A 23,504-nucleotide genomic window follows, 5' to 3' on the forward strand; every position below is an offset into this window, starting at 1 on the left:
AGGGGGAACACAAATGGCGGTAAAAGTAGTGATGCCAAAATTGGGAATGGCCATGAAACAAGGGGAAGTATCGATATGGAATAAAAAAGTAGGCGACCCGGTTGAAAAGGGAGAAAGCATTGCCAGCATTCAATCGGAGAAAATTGAAATGGAGATCGAAGCGCCTGAAAAAGGAACGCTGATCGATATCAAAGTGAAAGAGGGAGAAGAGGTTCCGCCCGGCACAGCGATCTGCTATATCGGGGACGCCAATGAGTCGGTGCAGGAAGAGGCGAGCGCGCCTGTTGCTGAAGACAATATGCCGCAAGCCGTTCAGCCCGTCAAACAAGAAAACAAACCCGCAGCCTCCAAAAAAGATCGAATGAAAATATCTCCAGTCGCCAGGAAAATAGCAGAAAAAGCAGGATTAGACCTAAAACAACTGAAAGGAACTGGACCAGGCGGACGAATCGTGAAGGATGACGTAACAAAGGCTCTTGCTGAACAGAAAAAAGATCAGGCAAAGCCTGTGTCGGAGCAGAAAGCGCAGGAAATCCCGGTGACAGGCATGAGAAAGGTCATCGCTACCCGAATGCAGGAAAGCCTGGCAAACAGCGCGCAGCTGACGATCACGATGAAAGCTGATATCACCAAGCTTGCCACTCTTCAAAAACAGCTTTCACCAACTGCGGAAGAGAGATACGGCACAAAACTGACGATCACTCATTTTATCTCAAGAGCCGCCGTTCTCGCTCTGCAAGCTCACCCTGTGCTGAACAGCTTTTATCAAAATGAGCGCATCATCACACATCCCCATGTGCACCTTGGTATGGCTGTAGCCTTGGAAAATGGCTTAGTGGTGCCTGTCATCCGCCATGCTGAAAAGCTATCGCTGATAGAACTGGCTCAATCTATCTCAGAAAATGCCAAAAAAGCACGCGAGGGACGTGCGGGAAGCGAAGAACTGCAAGGATCTACTTTCTCCATTACAAACCTTGGCGCGTTTGGAGTTGAGCATTTCACACCGATACTAAATCCGCCGGAAACAGGCATTCTCGGCATCGGAGCAAGCTATGACACGCCGGTGTATCAAGGGGAGGAGATCGTCAGAAGCACGATCCTGCCACTCAGCCTGACATTTGATCACAGAGCGTGTGACGGCGCCCCTGCCGCTGCATTCCTGAAGGCGATGAAAACATATTTGGAAGAACCCGCAGCATTAATTTTATAGGAAAAGCAGGTGAAAACGACATGACATTAGCCATTATCGGCGGCGGACCTGCAGGCTATGCGGCTGCGGTTTCCGCGGCACAGCAGGGCAGAAACGTGCTGCTCATTGACAAAGGCCAGCTTGGGGGGACCTGCCTGAATGAAGGCTGCATCCCGACAAAGTCTTTGTTAGAAAGCGCAAACGTTCTTGATAAAATCAAGCATGCCGACAGCTTTGGAATCGAACTTCCGGCAGGTGCGATATCAGTCGATTGGAGTAAAATGCAAAGCCGAAAACAACAGGTTGTCAGTCAGCTTGTCCAAGGCGTACAGTACCTAATGAAGAAAAATCAAATACAGGTTGTAAAGGGAACAGCCTCCTTTCTTTCTGAAAGAAAGCTCTTAATCGAAGGAGAAAACGGAAAAGAAATCAGAGAGGCGGACCAAGTATTGATTGCCTCCGGATCAGAGCCAATCGAGCTGCCTTTCGCTCCGTTTGACGGCGAATGGATCATCGACAGCAAAGACGCGCTTTCTCTTTCCGAGATTCCGTCTTCACTAGTCATTGTCGGCGGCGGTGTCATCGGGTGTGAGTATGCAGGGCTGTTCGCCAGATTGGGATCGAAGGTGACCATCATTGAAACAGCGGACCAGCTGATTCCGGCTGAAGATGAAGATATTGCCCGTCTCTTTCAGGAGAAACTTGAGGAAGACGGTGTCGAAGTGCATACTTCATCCAGATTAGAGCGGGTGGATCAAACGGCCAAAACGGCAATATGGAAAAGCGGTCAGCGAGAGTTTAAAACGAAGGCCGATTATGTGCTGGTGGCGATCGGCAGAAAACCCCGTCTTGACGGATTACAGCTGGAACAGGCCGGAGTTGATTTTTCTCCAAAGGGCATTCCGGTGAATGGGCACATGCAGACGAACGTGCCTCATATTTACGCGTGCGGAGATGCTATAGGGGGCATTCAGCTGGCGCATGCCGCTTTCCATGAGGGCATCATCGCTGCTTCTCATGCTTCCGGAAGGGATGTCAAAATCAATGAGAAACATGTGCCGCGCTGCATCTATACGTCCCCAGAAATCGCGTGTATCGGAATGACAGAACGACAGGCAAGAAGCATATACGGGGATGTGAAGATCGGCGAATTTTCATTTTCCGCAAACGGCAAGGCGCTCATTAAACAGCAAGCGGAAGGAAAGGTCAAAATCATGGCTGAACCGGAATTCGGCGAAATCGTGGGTGTCTCGATGATTGGCCCGGATGTAACCGAGCTCATCGGCCAAGCGGCAGCGATCATGAATGGTGAGATGACGGCAGATATGACGGAGCATTTTATCGCCGCCCATCCGACTTTATCGGAAACATTGCATGAGGCGCTGTTAAGCACGATCGGCCTTGCGGTACATGCATAATAAAGGAAAAAGCAGGCGCATGGATATAAGGCGCCTGCTTTTTTATTGTTGAAAGCGCTTTATTTTTCCCCTACAATAGATGAAAACGGCGTGTAAGGGAGGAGCGATCAAGGAAATGAATTCGGTCCCAAACGATTTGCAAACCTGGAAACGTTTTGTGAAAGACGGTGTGCTTGACGAAGCCCGAATAAGAAAACGGATCGCCGAGTCATGGCATCGCTGCAAAAAAGCTGAGGTCAATCCTTATTTAGAAAAAGGCCCGAGGGTTTTACAGCAAACGGAGCTGGATCAGCAGTCAAAAAAACATTCATTCTTCTTGACGACCGCAAAGCCTTACCTCGAAAAACTGCTGCCTGCCATAAAAGAAATGGAAATGATGGCGCTGCTAATTGATTCAGACGGTGTTGTTCTGGCATTGGACGGCCATCCCCGCGCGCTCTATGAAGCCAAACGCATCAACTTTGTCGAAGGGGCATGCTGGACGGAAACGGCTGTCGGAACAAATGCGATTGGCACGGCGCTCCACATCAGCGAGCCGGTTGCGATACAAGGATCAGAGCATTACTCCATTGCTTCCCATCTTTGGAACTGTTCAGCCGCTCCGATTCACCATGAGGATGGCAGCCTTGCGGGTGTGATTGACATATCGTGTCCGGCGGCAGGCGCTCATCCTCATATGCTCGGTATTGCCACTGCGATCGCCTATGCAGCTGAACGGGAACTCGCAGCTAAAAGCCGTGAGAAAGAGCTCGAGCTGATCAGCCGTTTTGGAGAGAGGGCTGCATCCAGTGTGCCGATGGTGCTATGCAATAACAAGCAGCACATCATCAGTGCGAGCATACCGATTCGAACCTCAATGCCTGATTGGCAGGGCCGGCACCTGTATGAGTTGAAAGAACGGGGCTACTCAATCGAAAAAGCTGTCACCATAGGAGATGGCGGCACTTGTTTTTATCTTTCGGAACAAAAGAAAAAGAAGGTGTTCCGATTCAATGGAGTGATCGGGAAAAGCGGCCGATCGCAAGCGATGCTGATGAACCTTGAACGTGCAGCTGCGGCAGATGCAACGGTCTGTTTGTCGGGCGAAACTGGTACGGGAAAGGAAGTCGCGGCTCGCGCTCTTCATGAGAACAGTGAGAGACGTCACGGTCCGTTTGTTGCTGTCAATTGCGGAGCGATTCCGTCTGATTTGATTGAGAGCGAACTGTTCGGATATGCAGAGGGCGCTTTTACGGGAGCGAAACGAAATGGCTATAAAGGCGCCTTTCAAAAAGCGAATCAAGGCACATTGTTTTTAGATGAAATCGGAGAAATTTCCCACTCGATGCAGGTTGCACTTTTACGGGTGCTTCAGGAACGCAAGATAACGCCAATCGGCGGGACGAAAGAAATTCCGGTTGATATCAGAGTTATTGCCGCCACACATTGTGATTTACGCGAGCTTGCCGAAAACGGAAAAATCAGAGAGGACTTGTTTTACCGTCTTCATGTCTATCCAATTGAACTCCCTCCATTACGCGATCGCACCGAGGATATCCCGGATCTCTTTGAGTACTACAAACAGAAGAATCATTGGCCAGGCGAACTTCCTTCTGATTTTTGTAATGTGCTGAAGCAATGGAAGTGGCCGGGGAATATCCGTGAGCTGTTTAATGTGTTTGAACGTCTTTCTATCAGATTTCCGGACGGCCGGCTGAGGGATGAATCGCTTCCCGCTTTACTGGAAGCCGCTGGATTGCCGGCCAGCTCTGCAGAAAAAAAGCCGGCTGCTGCCGGCGTGCTTACCTTTCGTGAGCAAATCCAAAAGGATATGATGATCAAAGCGCTTGAATCTGCAAAAGGAAACGTCTCTCAAGCTGCCAAAATCAGCGGGATTCCCCGAAGCACTTTCTACAAACGCCTGAAAAAATTCAACTTGTCCGCTGAATCATAAAGCATACTTCCTTCAGGAAATGGAAACGTTATGTATTGAAGGAGGGTGTTACGATGAATATTCAAAGGGCGAAAGAAATAGTAGAATCTCCCGATATGAAAAAAGTAACATATAACGGCGTTCCTATATACATTCAGCACGTGAATGAAGAAAACGGAACAGCAAGAATTTATCCGCTTGACGAACCACAGCAGGAGCATGAAGTGCAGCTGAACAGCTTAAAAGAGGATTAAACAAAAATGGCCCGCTTCATAAGCAGGCCATTTTGTTATCCGCGCGGCGCAAATAAAATAACACAGACACCGATGAGACAAATGCATGCGCCGATCCAATCATACAGATCAGGTGTTTTCCGGTCAACAAGCCATCCCCACAGGACCGCAAGCACGATGAATACCCCGCCATAAGCGGCGTATACACGGCCGAAGGAAGGGAAGGACTGGAATGTCGGAAGAATGCCGTAGACAATCAAGATCAATGCTCCGGCGATCCCGTAGCCGGCTGGCTTTGCCTCTCTCAGCCATAGCCAAACCAGATATCCGCCGCCAATTTCAGCAAGCCCCGCCGCGAGAAATAAAAGAATGGTAACCAGCATTCATGAGCACTCCTCAAGTTGCTTTTCTCTTTCATTATAAAGGAGGAGAGCTGTTAAAGCTTTGGATGATTTTCAAATTCCTTTAAATACGCGCTGCGCTGAATCTCCGTAAATTGGCTGATCCAGTTGCTTTTCGCCTCTTCATTCAGATGAGGGAGGATATAGCGTTCCACCGCTTCAAAAAACAATGGATTCGCGATAATGTTCCAAGTAGGGATGCGAACGACTTTTCCGTCTGTTTTCTCGATGATAATATCTTCAAAAAAGATCCCTTTCAAGCTGTAATGATGCCGTCCCATATAAATCCGTTTTACCTCAGAAAACATCACGCTGCGCTTTCTAGAGAAAATCTCGCCATCAGGCCCTGTTTTTACGCTGAAAATGACATTTCCCCGGCTTGTGAACGCCGGAAAAGCCATAAAAAATGTGATCAATCCATAAACGATCGCCATTAATCCGCCGCCCAAATAAAGCAGGGCATACTTAGATTCAAATGTAAGAGCTTCAGACACCAGCCATACTCCTGCAATAAAAGCGCCTCCTGTAGCGAGGAACAGCCATATTCTAAAAAACAGTCTGCTTTTGACCTTAATTACTTCATTGTTTTTCAATTGCTATTCTCCTTTATCGCTCTTTAGCAAAAAAGTATTCCTTTTATCACATCTTTATTTGCTGTTACGATAGAAAATTCATTTTGGGTAATACCTGTTACCAGCCAAGTATGATGGCTGCCAGGCAGAACGAAAGCCATGTCAGCCACTTCCGGGGAGTTGTCTTTGTCATAAACCAGCCGCATCAGCGTATCCATTTTTCCTTTTCGCAAAGCCAGATCATTTACAAAACGGGTAACGTCCTCTTGGTGATCATGCTTATCTAGAAACTCCTTGAGATGTGTGGGAGTGTCTGAAGCGCCCTCCAAAAGCAATTCAAATTCAGTTGATGTCAGAGAGATCAGTGATTCTTTGTGATCTTCTGCATCTATTATATTTAAAAACTCGGATGTTTTAGAGAGTAATCCATTAGTTGAATCCATTTTTTTGATTCTATGCACCTGTTCATCAAACAGCAATTCATGAGAGTAAGTACCAAACTTTGAAACATGGCAGGATATATTCTGTTCTTTACCTTGTTCATCAAATTTGGACAGCTTAACTGTATAGTCGGCGTCGTTTAACACATGGATAAACGGACAGTATTCGTCCTTTAGCCGATATTGATGATTCCGATATTCCGCCGCATCTTTGGCTAAGAGTGAGCGGCACGCGGCTTCAAATAAGGCGCCGAGCTGTTCATCTTCTATTTCGGGAAAATAGGCTTGTTTTAAGGCCATTCCCTGTTCGAAAAACCCTTCGCTGTAAAAACAAAACAAGAGTTCTTCTATGCTGATTGTAAACTGCTTCATTGTTTATTCTCCTATCCAAATGAAAATTTCCCTTTAAGGAAATGGGTTGCGCCGTGTATGAGCGAATCCGCTGTTTTCTTTGCTTTTTCTATTCCTTTTTTCGCACTGTCTATCCCTTTATGTATCGTTTTATTCGCCGCATCTATGTCGTCATTCACTGATTTGACGACTTTGCCGGCTGATTCCAGTCCTTTTTTGGCTGTATCAACGACAGCATGGATCGGTTCTTTAAGTTTTATCGCTGCTTTTTCAGCATAGACTGATGTGAATTTTGCGATTTTTTCCCCAACAAACCCTCCTACTGCCGAACCAATTGTGCCTCCGATTACTGTGCCGACAGGACCTAACACACTTCCTACGGCACCGCCCACAACAGCACCAGCTGTGGCACCGCCGGCAACAAAAATCGTATTATTCACAGCATTCCCGACAGCCTTGGCGTTTTCACGCTTGAGAACTTCGGGTTTGTCCTGGTATTTTGCATAATTTTCAGCAATTTTCACGCCTGCTCCGAATGTTTCGGTCGCACCGGTAATCAGTGTGGCGGTAATGGCATTTCCTTTCGCGAATCTCAAGCCCGTTTTTCCCACATCCTTCAAAGTGGAGCGTACGCCGGCTTCATTAAGAAATCCTTTTGTGTAGCTTCTGACGCTGTTTGAAAAATCCACCGTGTCCTGAGGGAAGTATTTTGTAAACTTTTTATGTACCAAATCTGAAAATGGACGGTTTGTCTTTTTCAACAAATATTTAGGATTCAAAAGCACTCTTGCCGCTTTTTGATAACGTGAGCTGTCAACGGCCTTGGAAATATCCAAGAGCAGTTTTGAGTGCTGGGCTGTATGCAAGCCGCTTGGCTGTTTCGCAAATTTTGTAAGCCCTAATCCGTAATATTTTCCCTGCGTCAGCATAAGAGCGGTTAAGCTTGTCATCGTACCGTATTTGTCGTAGGCATTGTAGAGCTTTCGCAAAATATCATCTTGTTCCACAAATTTATCGCCCGTTTTTCTGATGAAAATCTCATTGTCACTCAGCTTAGTGACGAGCGCTTTTCCTGAGCTCCACGCATCGCCCACTCCAGAAAAACAGCTGGTGTAGCGGGGATCGCATTGCAAAATCATCTGCCCCAGCTCCACATGCAGGTCCTTATATTTGTTTTCCATATCAGTTAATTCAGTGACTACATCATTTGCAAGCTGTTCGAGCTTATCCGGATCAACTGTTTCCTGACACACCGTTCACCTCCCGAGTTTATGTCTTTCCTCTCTTGCTTTACGCTCCAGTTCTTCCATTCTGGCAATTTCAGCTTTTCGTTCTTCTATTTTGACAGCGGCAGCCTTCAGCTCTTGGCTTGTTTCAAGCAGCTCCTGTTCGAATTGATCGTAGGCGGCTTTCGTTTCCTCGAAATCCTGGTCAAACGAATCTCTTGCTTTGCCCTGCCAAGCATCTCCCAATGCAGATAACCGGGATTCAAGCAGCATTTTGGAGCTTCTGACCTCTTCTGCGGCCGCACTATACTTGTTTGCCAGCTCAATGACTTTATATGAGTCCAACTTTTGTCCCCTGCCTTTTCTAAATTCACGCACAATTGGATGTTTTATATAAATGATTATAAATAATTCGGCATGTATCCGAATCGTACAAAAGAACCTTTTCATAAGAATTGGAAGGGCGTATATTCACTTAAAATTCACAGTTGGTGAGACTTTAAGATTACAAAAAAGGTAAAAAAACCAAATCTCTCAGACATAAGGCAAATGAGAAATTTCCCGCTCTATGGGAAAAAACACTAAAGTTGATCAAATGACCTAAGTGCGCCAAACGTGTTACGGGACGAGCTATCTCATGGTATAAATGGAATTGTAAACGTTATCAAGGAGGTCGTCATATGAAGAAAAAATCATTCTCAATCGTAATAGCGGGCGGAGGGAGCACTTTCACTCCAGGGATCGTACTCATGCTCTTGGACCATTTGGAGGAGTTTCCGATCAGAAAGCTGAAGCTGTATGATAATGATAAGGAGAGACAGGATCGAATTGCAGGCGCCTGTGACGTTTTTATCAGAGAAAAAGCGCCGGATATTGAATTTGCAGCGACGACTGACCCGGAAGAAGCTTTTACAGATGTCGATTTTGTTATGGCGCACATCAGAGTAGGGAAATACGCGATGCGTGCGCTTGATGAGCAAATTCCGTTAAAGTACGGAGTTGTCGGCCAGGAGACGTGCGGGCCGGGCGGGATCGCATACGGTATGCGTTCGATCGGCGGTGTGCTTGAAATATTAGATTACATGGAAAAATACTCGCCTGACGCGTGGATGCTCAATTATTCCAATCCGGCGGCAATTGTGGCTGAAGCTACGAGACGCCTTAGACCGAATTCTAAAATTCTCAATATCTGTGATATGCCGGTTGGGATCGAAGACCGGATGGCGCAAATTCTTGGCTTATCCTCAAGAAAAGAAATGAAGGTCCGCTATTACGGATTAAATCACTTCGGCTGGTGGACATCAATTCAGGATCAAGAGGGCAACGATTTAATGCCGAAGCTGAAGGAGCATGTATCTCAATACGGCTATATTCCGAAAACAGAGGCTGAAGCGGTGGAAGCGAGCTGGAATGACACATTCGCCAAAGCGCGTGACGTGCAGGCCGCAGATCCTGATACACTGCCGAATACGTATTTGCAATATTATTTGTTCCCGGATGATATGGTGAAAAAATCAAATCCGAATCATACGCGGGCAAATGAAGTGATGGAAGGGCGCGAAGCTTTTATTTTCAGCCAATGTGACATGATTACACGTGAGCAGTCCACAGAAAACAGCGAAATCAAAATCGATGACCACGCATCATATATCGTTGATCTTGCCCGGGCGATTGCCTACAACACAGGTGAAAGAATGCTGTTGATCGTTGAAAATAACGGCGCAATTGCGAACTTTGACCCGACTGCGATGGTCGAGGTGCCATGCATTGTCGGCTCAAATGGGCCTGAACCGATTACCGTCGGCACCATTCCGCAATTCCAAAAAGGGCTTATGGAGCAGCAGGTATCCGTTGAGAAGCTGACTGTTGAAGCGTGGGCGGAGAAATCGTTCCAAAAGCTGTGGCAGGCGCTAATTTTGTCAAAAACAATGCCGAACGCGCGTGTGGCAAGACTCATTCTCGAGGATTTAATGGAGGCCAACAAAGACTTCTGGCCTGAGCTTGATCAAAGCCCGACCCGTATATCATAACTGAAATTCCCCCATTTTCGAATCTGTAATTGTATATAATAGAAAGAAAATGGGGGGATCTGATATGCAGCTCGAAGAACTGATCAATCAGCACTACAGCAAATTGAATGACAACGATTTTCATATTTTAAAATATATATTGAATCATAAGCACACATGCTATCACCTTGGAATCGACGCGCTGGCCAAAGCTTGCAGTGTATCGCGTTCCTCAATTTTACGGCTTGCCCAAAAGCTCGGTTTCAGCGGTTACAGTGAATTTCGCGTCTTTTTAAAGTGGGAAGATCAGCCGGAAGAAGGCGAGAGTATGAGTTTTGAAAAGCTGCTTGATGATATTGAAGCAAATTTGAAGTTCTTACGGACAAAGGACATGACGGACATGTGCCAGCTGATTGATGAAGCGGACCGCATTTTCGTCTACGGTTCTGGAAATGCGCAAAAGATATGCGCCCGCGACCTGCAAAGAATGTTTATTCCGCGCCATCGCTATCTTATTTTAATTGAAGATACAAATGAATTTAATTTGATGCGCGATGATTTTAAAGTAAATGATCTGTTTATCATCATTTCTCTTTCCGGAGAAACACCGGAGCTGATTCCTCAGGCAAGAATGCTTTCTGCAAAGGGTATTCCCTTTATTTCCATTACGAATTTAAAAAACAATGTCCTCGCCCAGCTGACTCCGCATAATCTTTATGCGACAAGCAAACCTGTGACATTAAGCGATAAAACGGAAATTGTCGCTTTTGCACCGTTTTTTCTCGTTGGCGAAGCATTGTTCCGCGCATATGTTGATTACAAAGAGGCAGAAAAAAATGACAATGACTAGCAGGGGGTTCTGGTATGATGCAAAAAATTCAGCGCTTTGGAAGCGCGATGTTTGTGCCTGTTTTATTATTCGCGTTCGCCGGCATTATCGTCGGTATCAGCACGCTCTTTAAAAATAAAACCCTCATGGGCCCGCTCGCCGATCCCGACGATTTTTGGTATCAGTGCTGGTATATTATTGAGCAGGGCGGCTGGACTGTTTTTAACCAAATGCCGCTCTTATTCGCCATTGGCATCCCGGTTGCTTTGGCGAAGAAAGCTCAGGCACGCGCTTGTTTGGAAGCGCTTACTGTCTACCTGACATTCAACTATTTTGTCAGCGCGATATTGACGGTATGGGGAGGAGCATTTGGCGTCGACATGAATCAAGAGGTCGGCGGAACGAGCGGGTTAACGATGATTGCGGGCATAAAAACGCTCGATACCAACATTATCGGAGCCATCTTTATTTCTTCGATTGTCGTCTTTTTGCATAATCGCTATTTTGATAAAAAACTGCCCGATTTTCTCGGCATCTTTCAAGGCTCAACATATATCGTGATGATTTCCTTCTTTATTATGATCCCAATTGCCTTGGCTGTGTCTTATATTTGGCCGATGGTTCAATCGGGAATCGGCTCGCTTCAAAGCTTCCTGGTTGCTTCTGGGGCGATGGGCGTTTGGATATACACGTTTTTGGAACGGATTTTAATTCCGACCGGCCTTCATCACTTTATTTACACGCCGTTTATTTATGGCCCGGCTGTAGCGGAAGGCGGGATCGTCACGTATTGGGCACAGCATCTTGGCGAATATTCGCAAAGCGCCAAACCGCTGAAGGAGCTCTTTCCGCAAGGCGGATTCGCGCTTCACGGCAACTCGAAAATCTTCGGTATTCCGGGTATCGCCCTGGCTTTTTATGTGACAGCCAAAAAGGAAAAGAAAAAACTCGTCGCAGGGCTGCTGATTCCTGTCACACTGACAGCGATTGTCGCCGGTATTACAGAGCCGATTGAGTTTACGTTCTTATTCATTTCACCTTTCTTATTTGCGGTTCACGCCGTGCTTGCCGCCACAATGTCGACAGTTATGTATATGGCCGGCGTCGTCGGAAATATGGGAGGCGGACTGATTGAGGCGGTAACCTTGAACTGGATTCCGCTCTTTGGCAGCCACGGTATGACATATGTGTATCAAATTTTGATCGGGCTCTCGTTTACAGCAATTTATTTTTTCGTCTTCAGATTTTTAATCCTCAAATTCAATATCGCTACACCAGGACGGGAAAAGGATGAACAGCAGGAAACAAAGCTATATTCGAAAAAGGAATACAGAGAACGAAAAAACAAGGATGAAACGGCCTCCGCTGCTGAAACGGCTGATGACACCGCTTTTCTGTATATTGAAGCGCTGGGCGGAAAAGACAACATCACTGAAGTCACAAACTGCGCAACCCGCCTCAGAGTCAGTGTCAAGGATGAAACAAAGGTTGAACCCGACAACGTATTCCGCGCGCTTGGCGCACACGGCGTTGTCAGGAACGGGAAGGCGTTTCAGGTAATTATCGGATTAAGCGTGCCGCAGATGCGGGAGCGTGTGGAAAAAATATTGAATCAATAAAGACTGCCCTCCTTTTCGGGAGGGTTTTCGTTTGCCGTCAAAAAGACCGCCATAGTAAAGTAAAGAAAGAGACAATCGAGTAAAAAGGGGTTTGGAGGCTTTTACATGCAAAAGGCTTTGTCGTTTTTAAAACCATATTCATTGCTGGCGGGAATTGCTCTGATTCTTATGCTGACGGAGCTTGCAGTTGAACTGCTGCAGCCTTTATTGATTGCAAAAATCATCGACGATGGGATATTGAAGCAAGATCTGCGGCATGTATGGATATGGGGCGCGGTCATGATCGGGCTGACCGTGTTATCCTTTGCGGCGGGGATGCTGAATTCCTTTTATGCCGCCCATGTCAGCCAAAGCTTTTCCTATGATACGAGAAAAGGGCTTTTTCAAAAAATCCAGTCCTTCTCCTATTCCACATTTGGACAGTTTTCGTCCTCTTCTTATATTACAAGGCTGACAAACGACGTCACACAGGTTCAAAATATGATTTTTATGAGTTTGCGGTTTATGCTGCGGGCTCCCTTAATGATTGCAGGCGGCATTGTGCTGTCGCTTGCCGTTAATGTGAAACTCGGGTTTTTTCTGCTTGTGACCATTCCGATCCTGATCTTGTTTTTGCTATGGGTATTAAGGAAAGGCGGGGCACTGTTCCGCTCAGTGCAGAAAAGGCTGGATCAAGTGAACACCATCATGCAGGAAAATTTAATTGCAATCAAGCTGATCAAAGCGCTGCTTCGCGGCAGCCACGAAGTCAAACGATTTATCAAAGCCAACACAAGGCTGATGGAAAAAACGGTTTCGGCCTTTCAGCTTGTGGAATTCACGATGCCTGTACTGATGCTTTTGATGAATCTCTGCATCCTTTTGATTTTGTGGGCGGGGTCCTACAGTATTACGAGCGGAAGCACTCAGGTTGGCGATGTTGTTGCGATAATTAACTACGCAACACGAATTACAGGCGCGCTTTCGATGTTTCCGTTTTTGATTATGATTTTCACCCGGGCGAAGGCTTCAGGGGATAGAATCGGTGAGGTGCTTGAAACAGAAGGCGACGAGCGGGAGGAAGGCACCATATCTGATCGTTTGTCAGGACGGATTGAGTTTCAGCATGTATCCTTTCGCTATCCTGAAATGGACAGAGAAGCGCTCAGGAATGTCTCATTTTCCGCAAAGCCAAGAGAAACGATCGCGATTCTCGGTGCGACGGGCTCGGGCAAGTCCACGCTTTTTCAGCTCATTCCGCGGCTTTATCAGCCGGATTCAGGCCGCATTTACATAGATGAAAAGCCGGTTCAAGATATTCCGGCTGAAGGGCTGCGCAGGCAAATTGGATATGTACCGCAGGAAGTCCTCTTGTTTTCCGGCACAATCAAAGAAAACATCGCTTGGGGCAAAGAAAATGCTTCACTAGATGAAATAATGGATGCGGCCAAACATGCGCAAATTCATGAAACGATTTTGAAGCTCCCAAATGGATATGACACTGTTTTGGGGCAAAGAGGCGTCAACCTGTCCGGCGGCCAAAAGCAGCGGATTTCCATTGCGCGGGCGCTGATTCGAAAACCGGCTATCCTTCTATTAGATGACAGCACAAGCGCGCTTGATCTGCAAACGGAGGCAAAGCTGCTTGAAGCAATCAGCACATACCATTGCACAACTTTGATCATTACACAAAAAATAACCACGGCGATGAAAGCTGATCAGATTTTGCTGCTTGAGGACGGCGAACTGATTGAAAAAGGCACTCACAGTGAGCTGCTTTCTGAATCTCAGTTATACAAGCGCATTTACGAGTCACAATTCGGAAGGGAGGGGAGCGAGTCATGCTAAAAGACATCCGCAAGCCTTTCCAATATCCCAAACTGCCAATTGACAAAAAAGAAGGCGCGAAAAAGCGGGCGAAAGCAAAGGATACAAAGGGCACACTGAGACGAATCTGGTCTTACTTGGCTGAAAGAAAAGGACTGCTCATACTTGTCATGCTGATGGTTGTCATCAGCGCCATATTCGGGCTCCTTGGTCCCTTTGTGATCGGAAAGGCCATCGACCATTTTATCGTCGGGAAAACGGTCAGCGGCTTGATTCCTGTTTTGCTTCTTCTGCTCGCTATCTATATCATTCAGTCCCTGTCGCTTTGGTTTCAAAACTATTGGATGATTACGATCTCGCAGGGCACGGTTTTCAGAATGAGAAGCGAATTGTTCACCCATCTGCATGAGCTGCCGATTCCATTTTTTGATAAACAGCGGCACGGCGAGCTGATGAGCCGGGTGACGAATGACATCGAAAATGTCAGTTCTACCTTAAACACGTCAGTCATTCAAATTTTGTCAAGCGTGATCACCTTTGTCGGGACGATTGCGGTGATGCTGTACATGAGCCCGCTCCTTACATTGATTACGCTGACCGTTATTCCGGTGATGGCAGCGAGCCTGAAATGGATCACCAACCGAACGGGAAAGCTGTTTAAAGAACAGCAGAAAAACCTTGGTGATCTGAATGGGTATATTGAGGAATCTGTTTCAGGCGCAAAGGTCATCAAAGCATATTCACGTGAGAAGCAGATTACTGCTGAATTCCTCGAAAAAAACGCTGCACTCAAGACGTCGGGCTTTTGGGCGCAGACGATTTCCGGGTTTATCCCGAAGGTCATGAACTCTTTGAATAACTTAAGTTTTACAATGATTGCGGCAATCGGCGGTTTGTTTGCGCTGAAAGGCTGGATCTCGATCGGCTCCATCGTCGTCTTTGCCGAGTATTCAAGACAATTTACACGCCCTTTAAACGATCTGGCCAACCAGTTTAATACGATGCTGTCCGCAATCGCCGGTGCTGAACGGGTGTTTGACGTGCTTGATGAAAAAGAAGAGCGCGAGGATGAAAAGAACGCCGTGCATCAGCCCATCCAAACAGGCAGCATTGAATTCCGGGATGTGTCCTTCGGTTACGATAAAGGGCAGCAGACACTGAAGCATTTACAGTTTACCGTGCCTGCCGGGCAGTCCATCGCGTTTGTCGGGCCGACGGGGGCGGGAAAGACAACCGTCACTAACCTTCTCGCCCGTTTTTACGAGCCTGACAAAGGAAAAATTTTAATCGACGGTACTGATATTAAAACTCTTACTAGAGCAAGCCTGAGAAAAAACATGGGGTTTGTTCTTCAGGATTCTTTCTTATTTCAGGGAACGATCAGAGAAAACATTCGCTATGGCAGGCTCGATGCTTCTGATCAGGAAGTCGAAGCCGCTGCAAAAACAGCAAATGCCCATAGCTTTATTGAAAGGCTGCCAAAAGGGTATGACACCGTGCTGACGCAAAACGGTTCGGGCATCAGTCAAGGACAGAAGCAGTTGATTTCTATAGCGCGGGCGGTGCTTGCCGATCCGGTTCTTCTCATTTTGGATGAAGCGACAAGCAACATTGATACCGTAACAGAAGTCAACATTCAAGAAGCGCTCGCCCGTTTAATGGAAGGAAGAACAAGTGTCATCATTGCCCACAGGCTGAACACCATTCAAAGAGCGGACCAGATTGTGGTGCTAAAAGACGGTGAAATGATTGAAAAAGGCAGCCATGACGAGCTGATTCGGCAAAAAGGATTTTACAGTGACTTATATGAAAGCCAATTTGAGAAATAGACCTTTGTCCTGCACAGAGGTCTTTTTTGTTACAGTTTTATAGTACTTTTATTTCATTTTCGTAAAATGTAACAAAATTACTTGACGTAAACAAGTTATGTATATATACTAGCTTACATTAAGTAAGTGATAACATTTATCAAGGAGGATAAAATGAATAAATCATTTGAAATTGGCACATTACTTTTAAGAGTTATTACAGGTATTATCTTTTTTGTTCACGGTTTATCAAAGTTTCAGGGAATGGAGGGCACCATCCAATTTTTCGGCAGCATAGGCCTTCCAAGCTTTATGGCGTATGTCATCGCAGCGATTGAACTCATTGGCGGAGTGCTTGTCTTCTTCGGATTGGCTACACGTATTGTCGGTGTACTGTTCGCCCTTACACTGATCGGCGCCATCATCACTGTTAAGCTGAAAGCGCCATTCATGGGCAATGCAGAATTTGATTACCTTCTGCTTTTGACATCCATTCACCTGGCGCTTACTGGAAGTCGATTCCTGGCGCTGGACCCATTTGTATTTAAAGGAAAAAAGAACGAAAACGTTTCAGCATAAGAAAAGAGGCATGCAGCATGACCAGCATTCATGAGGATACACACATTGGCTATGCCAAACTCACAATTCGCAGTCTGGAGCGTTCGCTTCAGTTCTACTGTAACGTCATCGGTTTTCAAGTCTTAAAAAAGACGGATCGCCAAGCTGAATTAACGGCTGACGGGAAACGCGTACTGCTTATTCTTGAAGAAAATCCGAGCGCTGTCGTCTTGCCTGAACGGTCTGTGACAGGCCTTTATCACTTTGCGATTCTTCTTCCGGACAGGAAAGAACTTGGGATCGCGCTCGCCCGCCTGATTGAACACGGCATTGCTATCGGACATGGAGACCATGCTGTCAGCGAAGCGCTCTACCTGTCTGATCCTGACGGAAACGGCATTGAAATGTACGCTGACCGCCCCCGCAGCACGTGGCAGCGTGATCGGGAAGGAAACTACGTCATGACGACAACCGCTGTTGACATTGAGGGCCTTCTGGAAGAGGCAGGAGATGAGCGGAAAACATCGCTTCCGACCGATACAATCATCGGACACATTCATCTGCATGTCAGTGATTTGAAAGAAGCAAAGGCGTTTTATACAGATGTACTGGGCTTTGACATTGTCGGAAACTATGCGGGCATGTCCGCCCTCTTCGTTTCAGCCGGGGGGTACCACCATCATATCGGCTTAAACATTTGGGCGGGAAGAAATGCGCCGCCTAAACCGACAAATGCCAGCGGACTAGATTATTATACTGTTGTCCTGCCCCACCAAGAGGAGCTGGATTTGGTGGCAAACCGAGTCAAACACGCCGGGTATTCGATTGAAGAGACGGAAAACAGCTTTCGTGTGAAAGACCCTGTTTCCGGCGCCTATATTACATTTGTGATTTAACTGCAATCCCCTTGCCGAAAAAACGGCAGGGGGATTTTTTATTTTCCAGAAACTCCTGTCAAAAATGCCCTGAGGCAGGTATGATAAGAAGGGAATTGGGTATCGGGAGTGATGAGCGTGAAAGCTCTTTTTTTTACGAGAATGTTCACCTTGATGGTGAGCTGTTTAATGTATCTGTCCATTGTGAAAGAGGATAACTGGTTTGGATATGTATTTATAGCAGCAGGTGCTGCCATGTATGCAGCCAATCATGTTTTGCTGACAAAAGAGACAAATGCCATCTGGTTCTGCCTGATTGATATTGCAATCGGCTTTTCGTTCGGATTTATCTTTCCCGGCACAGGTTTGTTCATTATTATGCTTTGTCCGGTTGCGGTCGCCTTTTTTCTGCGGGGGTTTCCTAAAAGAACAGCATGGTCTGTCTTATGTCTTTCCTCTATTTTATTTTTGACCGTCCTCATCTGTACATATGCGATGTTCGGCAATGAATTTGTCATTGATCATTTGACTAGCATGACATTCGTTGTTTTCTGCGGTGTCGTGGGCAAATTAATCCGCAAGCTGTTGGATGCGCAGGATACGGCAAAACAGCAGTTTCAGGAACTGACGGAGTCCCATCTGGCGTTGTCTGCTGCACATCAGGAGCTCCATTTATATGCGAAGCAGGTTGAAGAGCTGACTGCCATTTACGAGCGGAACAGAATGGCGCGGGAAATCCATGATACAGTGGGGCATAAAATGACGGCCCTTCTCGTCCAGCTGCAGCTTTTGCGTGAATGGCAAAAAAGAGACAGCCAAAAAGCGGATGAGACAGTAGGTGTCTGTGAAACACTTGCCCGTGAAGCGCTTGATGATGTCCGCTTATCAGTACGCACTCTGCAAACTGAAAACGATCCTTCGCTAATCGAATCGCTGAAACAGCTGACAGAGGACTTTTGCAAAAATGCAGGGGTCACAACAGAATTTGCGGTCAGCGGCGATCCTGCAATCATTCCGCTGTCTCTTCATCCGACCCTGATCAGAACGGTGCAGGAAGCGCTGACCAATGCCAAACGGCACGGCGGCGCCACAGCTTGTTCGATACAGCTTGCCTGCACAACGGACAGCATCAGCCTTGTCATTAAGGATGACGGAAAAGGCAATCCCGAAGCGGCACTTGGCTTTGGCCTCTTGAATATGAAAAAGCGGGCAGCGGAGCATGGCGGAACGATCCGCTTTGAAAGCGAACAGGATCAAGGATTTACTGTGAATGCAGAATTTTCACTTGCCAATAAAAAATGGAGCTTCAGGCCCGTGCAGCAAAAGGAGAGTTTATCATGATTAAGATCATCATTACCGACGATCAGGATATCGTCAGAGAAGGGCTGGCATCCCTGCTCCAGCTCAGAGAAGAGCTCGATGTGATCGCAACGGCGCGAAACGGACAGGAAGCCTTCGAAAAGGCGAAAGAGCTGGAGCCGGATATCGTGTTAATGGACATCCGCATGCCGGTTTCCAACGGGGTGGAGGGAACAAAATTAATCACAAGCTCGCTGCCCGGCGTAAAGGTTTTGATGTTGACAACCTTTAAGGATTCAGCGCTGATTGCTGAAGCGCTTGAAGAAGGAGCAAGCGGGTACCTGCTGAAGGATATGTCGGCAGATACGATTGTAAAAGCGGTGATGACTGTTCATTCTGGCGGAATGGTGCTTCCGCCGGAATTGACTGCCCAAATGCTGAATGAATGGAAGCGTGAAAAACAGCTGAAAGGAATAAATGAGATAGAAAAACCTAACGAGCTGCTCGACCTGACCGAGCGCGAAATCGAAGTTCTGGCTGAGCTGGGGTACGGGCTGAATAACAAAGAAATTGCCGAAAAGCTTTACATTACAGAAGGCACAGTCAAAAACCACGTTTCAAATATTATCAGCAAGCTGGCTGTCAGGGACAGAACCCAAGCCGCCATTTACTCGGTCAGATATGGTGTATCTGTCTTTTGACATATGACGTTTTGCATATACGCTTCTCTGAAAAGGCCCTTTGCAGGCCTTTTTTTCATGCCCTATGTTCTATCTGCCGCTACATGCCGCACGCCTTTCTTTCTTCTACAATGGCAATGGATCAAAAAAAGGAGTGAGACGACGTGCTGCAAGCAGAAAACATCAAAAAGGCATACGGAAAAAAAACAATCGTGAAAGGCATTTCTTTTTCCCTCAAAAAGGGGGAGTCGTTCGGTCTGCTCGGGCCTAACGGTGCGGGGAAATCCACAACCATCTCGATGATTTCCGGCCTTGTGCCGCATGACAGCGGGAACATCACGGTGGGCGGCTATGTTATCGGAAAAGAAACGGCCAAAGCGAAACAAAAAATCGGCATTGTTCCGCAGGAAATTGCATTATATCCGACGCTGACGGCTCATGAGAATCTTATGTTTTGGGGGAAAATGTACGGACTTACGCACGGTGAGGCCAAAAAAAGAGCGGCAGAGGTCCTTGAATATGTCGGTCTGACTGAGCGGGCTAAAGATAAGATTGAAACATTTTCCGGGGGGATGAAACGAAGAATCAACATCGGTGCGGCTTTAATGCATAAGCCCGAGCTGCTGATTATGGATGAACCGACTGTCGGTATTGACCCTCAATCGAGAAATCACATTTTAGAAACGGTCAAACAGCTCAACGAAACGGGCATGACGGTGATCTATACGAGTCATTACATGGAAGAAGTTGAGTTTTTATGCGACCGGATCGGGATAATTGATCAGGGGGAAATGATTGCGATTGGCACAAAAACTGATTTGTGCAGCCGCCTTGGGGGCGATACCATCATTCAGCTCACGGTCAGCGGGATCAATGAAGCGTTTCTTGTGGCGATCCGATCTCTGGCCCATGTGAATGATGTAACAGTACATGAATTAGAGCTCAAAATTGACATTGCTGCGGCTCATCATGAGAAAGTCGTCACAAGCCTGCTTGCTGAAGCCACTGCTCATCATATAAACCTGCTGTCTCTTCAGGTGCAGGAACCGAATCTGGAGCGCCTGTTTCTGAATCTGACCGGCCGCACGTTGCGGGATTGAGGAGGGACGGCCATGAAAAAAAGCATATGGATCGCATGGAAAGATGTGAAAATCAGAATCACGGACAGAAAAGGATTTATGATGCTTATCCTAATGCCGCTCATCCTAACCTGTATTTTAGGCGCAGCGCTCGGATCAGTTGTTGACGGAGGCAGCCGGATTGATGACATCAAAGTCGGCTACATTCAATCAGACCAGTCAGATGCAGCAAACATGTTTACAAAAGATGTTCTCAAAAAAATGAAGTCGATAAAGGTCACAAAAGCCGGCAGCGAAGACAAGATGAAGAAGCTGATTGATGAAAAGAAAATCGATGTAGGCATCGTTATCCCGAAACATTGGGAAGCCGGCAAAACCTCAGCTGTTGTTAATGCCGCTCCTGATCAAACATTGAAAAGTTCCATCATTGAAACAGCTGCAAGCTCATTTATAGAGCAATATAAAGCGGTAAAGGAAGCCGCGTCAGCCTCAATGGACTACATCAGCAAAACGGAAGCTGTACAGCAAGGAAAACTTGACCCTGCACAGTTTGCAGAAAAGCTGGCAAAGACGCTAGAAAAAGAAACAGGTGACAAGCTGACTATTGCGGAAAAATCTGTGGGCAGCAAAGCCGTTACCAGTTTTCAATACTATTCGGCGGCAATGCTTTGCATGTTTATGCTGTTTCATATCACAGTCGGGGCGAAATCGTTTTTACAGGAAAAGGATACGGAGACGCTTGCCAGAATGCTGATGACGCCTGCGCAAAAATCCGTCATTCTCTTCGGAAAATGGCTTGGGACGTATTTGTTTGCCATCATACAATTTTTCATATTTCTGATCGTCACAATCAATGTATTTGGTGTGGACTGGGGAGGTAATCTGCTGTTTGTGAGTGTACTCGGGCTTTCTTACGCTGCCGCTGTATCCGGCATTTCAATGCTGCTTGCGTCGTGCATCAGCGATATGAAATCTGCAGATGCGATAGGCGGCTTCGGCATTCAATTGCTTGCGGTTCTCGGCGGGTCCATGCTGCCGCTGTATCAATTTCCGGACGTCTTGCAGTCTGTATCCAAAGCGGTGCCAAATCGCTGGGCGCTTGATGGCTTTCTTTCTTTAATGGAAGGGGGAGGATGGGCTGACCTTCAAAAGCCTGTGCTTCTTTTTGCGGCGATCGGCCTTTGTTCACTTGTAATTGGTATCAGACGGCTTCATACAAGATAAGGAGGGTACAAAAGGTGAAAAAAATCATAGCCATTTGCGGCATTGAGCTTTCTCTCATTTTTAAGAAGCCGCAGAACTATTTGATCATGTTTGCTGCCCCGCTTTTGCTTACCTTTGTATTTGGGAGTATGCTCGGCGGCAATGATGATAAGGTGCGGCTTGCAATCGTTGATCAGGACGATACGATTCTCTCACAGCATTATATTCGGCAGCTGAAGGCACACGATGATATGTATACATTCGAAAACGTGCCTGAAAACAAAGCGTCAGAAAAGCTGAAACAAAAGAAAATTGCCGGGATCATCGTCATTTCCCGCTCGTTCCAGACACAGCTGGAAAAAGGCAAAAATCCTGAGCTGATTTTCCGTCACGGCCCCGAGCTGTCGGAAGCGCTGATGGTCAAACAATATGCAGAAAGCACATTGGCAACGCTCAATATTCAGGTGACCGCGGCGAAAACGGCATCTCAGACTGCGGGAGAAAACTGGAAGGCGGCGTATAAAACCGTTTTCGCCAAAAAACATGAAGATACGGTTCCGGCTGTAAAACGACAGATGCTCAGTGATAAAAAAGAGGGTGCGGAAGCAAGTGACACAGCCTCCAGAGCAGCAGGTTTTTCCATCCTGTTTGTCATGCTGACCATGATGGGAGCGGCTGGAACCATTTTAGAAGCAAGAAAAAACGGCGTCTGGTCCAGATTGCTTACAGCCTCTGTCAGCCGAGCTGAAATCGGTGCTGGGTATGTGCTGTCCTTCTTTGTCATTGGCTGGATTCAATTTGGCATATTGCTTCTTTCCACCCATTGGCTGTTTGGCATCAACTGGGGGAATCCGGCTGCGGTTATGGTGTTGGTGTCGCTTTTTCTATTGACCGTTGTCGGCATTGGATTGATGATAGCGGCCAATGTCAGAACGCCAGAACAGCAGCTTGCATTCGGCAACTTGTTCGTCATCGCAACATGTATGGTGAGCGGGATGTATTGGCCGATCGACATTGAACCGAAATTTATGCAATCCATCGCTGAATTTCTTCCGCAAAAGTGGGCGATGAGCGGGCTGACGGAGATTATCGCTAACGGTGCCCGCGTCACAGATATTCTCGGAATCTGCGGCATCTTGCTTGCATTTGCTGCGATCACTTTCGCAGCGGGGCTGAAAGCGCTCCGAGCCTAAAAAACATCTGCCGTTTAGGCAGATGTTTTTTTGCATGTGGGTACATTCGTATGGGTGTAGCCTGAACTGCGGTTAATCCTTATCGATCATAGCTAAAATTGATTCCAGCCAAGAAACGTAATTTTTTTCCCGCTCCAGCGCTTTCGTCAGCACAAGATAGTGGCCGAAGTCTGGTGAAGAAAATGACATCGGCTCTGCTGAAGCCATAAGCTTTTCATAGCTTCCCTGTAAGTCAGAAAGCTTGGCCTGGCGTTTTTGCAGCTGGTCTTTGAACAAATCAGAAGCCTCCTGGCGCGATAGACAAGAAATGAAATAAGCCTTCAGCATAAATTCATCCTTCACCGTCTCGGGTATCGGCTGGTGGCGGATCAGCCAGTCATGCAGCTCCTGCTTTCCGCTGTCTGTCAGGGTGTACATCTTTTTCTCCAGCTTTGTGCCCTGAATCGTTGTCCGGAACGTGATAAATCCTTCATCCGTCAGCTTTTTGAGCTCAGGGTAAATCTGGCTGTGCTTGGCGCTCCAAAACTGGCCGAGCTCCTCTTTAAAATAACTCGTAATATCGTATCCACTCAATTCGCCTTTTCGCAAAAGCCCTAATATGGCGTATTTTAATACTCTCATGCTATCCTCCGTGTCTGGCTGTTTCGCAAAACAGATGAGCCGGTGCTCAACTGTGATTCTAACTGCCTATTCCCCTTATTATAGAAAAGGGAGGAAGGGAACACAACCGGGCTCTTTGGAAATGAAGATAAAAGGTTTGTCAGAAGGTATCCGATTTATCACCGTCAATATAAAAGAGATTTA

Annotated in this window: 22 protein-coding genes; 16 read left to right on the top strand and 6 right to left on the bottom strand. The window is 46.8% G+C overall.

Annotated features, from left to right (window positions below; all coding sequences use genetic code 11):
• Positions 1 to 13: 13 nt before the first annotated feature.
• The 4 genes from acoC to MKY10_RS04345 all read left to right on the top strand — a co-directional run bounded on the left by acoC (position 14) and on the right by MKY10_RS04345 (position 4,773).
• The gene (gene acoC / locus MKY10_RS04330) at positions 14 to 1,210 is read left to right on the top strand and encodes an acetoin dehydrogenase complex dihydrolipoyllysine-residue acetyltransferase (RefSeq protein WP_015252544.1); all 1,197 of its coding nucleotides are present in this window, start codon (positions 14 to 16) and stop codon (positions 1,208 to 1,210) included.
• A gap of 20 nt (positions 1,211 to 1,230) precedes the next feature.
• Positions 1,231 to 2,607 carry an acetoin dehydrogenase complex dihydrolipoyl dehydrogenase gene (gene acoL, locus MKY10_RS04335; RefSeq protein ID WP_015252543.1) on the top strand — a complete coding sequence of 459 codons (1,377 nt, stop codon included), beginning with the start codon at positions 1,231 to 1,233 and terminating at the stop codon, positions 2,605 to 2,607.
• A gap of 115 nt (positions 2,608 to 2,722) precedes the next feature.
• A complete protein-coding gene (acoR, locus tag MKY10_RS04340; protein WP_015252542.1) occupies positions 2,723 to 4,540 on the top strand; it encodes an acetoin dehydrogenase operon transcriptional activator AcoR in 1,818 nt (605 codons plus the stop codon).
• Positions 4,541 to 4,593: 53 nt separating this feature from the next.
• The gene (locus MKY10_RS04345) at positions 4,594 to 4,773 is read left to right on the top strand and encodes a small acid-soluble spore protein H (protein ID WP_003233621.1); all 180 of its coding nucleotides are present in this window, start codon (positions 4,594 to 4,596) and stop codon (positions 4,771 to 4,773) included.
• 35 nt (positions 4,774 to 4,808) lie between these two features.
• Here MKY10_RS04345 and MKY10_RS04350 read toward each other — a convergent pair whose 3' ends face one another.
• Genes MKY10_RS04350 through MKY10_RS04370 form a run of 5 tightly spaced genes read right to left on the bottom strand, consistent with a single transcriptional unit; the run spans position 4,809 to position 8,087 of the window.
• On the bottom strand, positions 4,809 to 5,135 hold the full coding sequence (locus MKY10_RS04350) for a YnfA family protein (protein ID WP_014663228.1): 327 nt from the start codon (positions 5,133 to 5,135) through the stop codon (positions 4,809 to 4,811).
• 53 nt (positions 5,136 to 5,188) lie between these two features.
• Positions 5,189 to 5,746 carry a YfjD family protein gene (locus tag MKY10_RS04355; protein ID WP_044052593.1) on the bottom strand — a complete coding sequence of 186 codons (558 nt, stop codon included), beginning with the start codon at positions 5,744 to 5,746 and terminating at the stop codon, positions 5,189 to 5,191.
• A 23-nt stretch (positions 5,747 to 5,769) separates the two neighbouring features.
• Positions 5,770 to 6,537, bottom strand: coding sequence for a hypothetical protein (locus MKY10_RS04360; RefSeq protein ID WP_015252540.1), 768 nt, complete (start codon positions 6,535 to 6,537; stop codon positions 5,770 to 5,772).
• A gap of 11 nt (positions 6,538 to 6,548) precedes the next feature.
• Complete coding sequence (locus MKY10_RS04365; protein ID WP_339226219.1) at positions 6,549 to 7,769, bottom strand: hypothetical protein; 1,221 nt, start codon at positions 7,767 to 7,769, stop codon at positions 6,549 to 6,551.
• A gap of 3 nt (positions 7,770 to 7,772) precedes the next feature.
• Complete coding sequence (locus MKY10_RS04370) at positions 7,773 to 8,087, bottom strand: WXG100 family type VII secretion target (protein ID WP_003243177.1); 315 nt, start codon at positions 8,085 to 8,087, stop codon at positions 7,773 to 7,775.
• Between the two features lie 335 nt (positions 8,088 to 8,422).
• Between MKY10_RS04370 and glvA the strand changes: the two genes are divergently transcribed.
• The 12 genes from glvA to lnrN all read left to right on the top strand — a co-directional run bounded on the left by glvA (position 8,423) and on the right by lnrN (position 22,700).
• Positions 8,423 to 9,772, top strand: coding sequence for a maltose-6'-phosphate glucosidase (gene glvA, locus MKY10_RS04375; RefSeq protein ID WP_015252538.1), 1,350 nt, complete (start codon positions 8,423 to 8,425; stop codon positions 9,770 to 9,772).
• 64 nt (positions 9,773 to 9,836) lie between these two features.
• Positions 9,837 to 10,601 (top strand): MurR/RpiR family transcriptional regulator GlvR, encoded by a 765-nt coding sequence (glvR, locus tag MKY10_RS04380; protein ID WP_015252537.1) that lies wholly within the window; start codon positions 9,837 to 9,839, stop codon positions 10,599 to 10,601.
• Between the two features lie 14 nt (positions 10,602 to 10,615).
• Complete coding sequence (gene malP / locus MKY10_RS04385) at positions 10,616 to 12,199, top strand: PTS maltose transporter subunit IIBC (RefSeq protein ID WP_048655255.1); 1,584 nt, start codon at positions 10,616 to 10,618, stop codon at positions 12,197 to 12,199.
• Between the two features lie 105 nt (positions 12,200 to 12,304).
• Positions 12,305 to 14,026 (top strand): ABC transporter ATP-binding protein, encoded by a 1,722-nt coding sequence (locus MKY10_RS04390; protein WP_048655256.1) that lies wholly within the window; start codon positions 12,305 to 12,307, stop codon positions 14,024 to 14,026.
• Positions 14,020 to 15,834: an ABC transporter ATP-binding protein gene (locus tag MKY10_RS04395; RefSeq protein ID WP_048655257.1), complete on the top strand. Its 1,815-nt coding sequence runs from the start codon at positions 14,020 to 14,022 to the stop codon at positions 15,832 to 15,834. The genes MKY10_RS04390 and MKY10_RS04395 overlap by 7 nt, the downstream gene beginning before the upstream one ends.
• Positions 15,835 to 15,987: 153 nt before the next feature.
• On the top strand, positions 15,988 to 16,392 hold the full coding sequence (catD, locus tag MKY10_RS04400) for a DoxX family oxidoreductase CatD (protein WP_015252533.1): 405 nt from the start codon (positions 15,988 to 15,990) through the stop codon (positions 16,390 to 16,392).
• A 17-nt stretch (positions 16,393 to 16,409) separates the two neighbouring features.
• Entirely contained in the window at positions 16,410 to 17,267 is an 858-nt protein-coding gene (gene catE, locus MKY10_RS04405) for a catechol 2,3-dioxygenase (protein WP_015252532.1), read from the top strand.
• Positions 17,268 to 17,384: 117 nt separating this feature from the next.
• The gene (gene lnrJ / locus MKY10_RS04410) at positions 17,385 to 18,587 is read left to right on the top strand and encodes a two-component system sensor histidine kinase LnrJ (RefSeq protein WP_080348126.1); all 1,203 of its coding nucleotides are present in this window, start codon (positions 17,385 to 17,387) and stop codon (positions 18,585 to 18,587) included.
• Entirely contained in the window at positions 18,584 to 19,246 is a 663-nt protein-coding gene (lnrK, locus tag MKY10_RS04415; protein WP_015715522.1) for a two-component system response regulator LnrK, read from the top strand. The genes lnrJ and lnrK overlap by 4 nt, the downstream gene beginning before the upstream one ends.
• A gap of 143 nt (positions 19,247 to 19,389) precedes the next feature.
• The gene (lnrL, locus tag MKY10_RS04420) at positions 19,390 to 20,325 is read left to right on the top strand and encodes a linearmycin resistance ATP-binding protein LnrL (protein ID WP_048655258.1); all 936 of its coding nucleotides are present in this window, start codon (positions 19,390 to 19,392) and stop codon (positions 20,323 to 20,325) included.
• Between the two features lie 12 nt (positions 20,326 to 20,337).
• Positions 20,338 to 21,528, top strand: coding sequence for a linearmycin resistance permease LnrM (gene lnrM, locus MKY10_RS04425; RefSeq protein WP_015252528.1), 1,191 nt, complete (start codon positions 20,338 to 20,340; stop codon positions 21,526 to 21,528).
• Between the two features lie 14 nt (positions 21,529 to 21,542).
• Positions 21,543 to 22,700 carry a linearmycin resistance permease LnrN gene (lnrN, locus tag MKY10_RS04430; protein ID WP_046160209.1) on the top strand — a complete coding sequence of 386 codons (1,158 nt, stop codon included), beginning with the start codon at positions 21,543 to 21,545 and terminating at the stop codon, positions 22,698 to 22,700.
• Positions 22,701 to 22,772: 72 nt separating this feature from the next.
• Here lnrN and padR read toward each other — a convergent pair whose 3' ends face one another.
• On the bottom strand, positions 22,773 to 23,321 hold the full coding sequence (gene padR, locus MKY10_RS04435; RefSeq protein WP_003233588.1) for a transcriptional regulator PadR: 549 nt from the start codon (positions 23,319 to 23,321) through the stop codon (positions 22,773 to 22,775).
• Between the last annotated feature and the right edge of the window lie 183 nt (positions 23,322 to 23,504).

The sequence above is a fragment of the Bacillus sp. FSL P4-0290 genome (assembly GCF_037975435.1).
Taxonomy (GTDB): Bacteria; Bacillota; Bacilli; order Bacillales; family Bacillaceae; genus Bacillus; species Bacillus subtilis.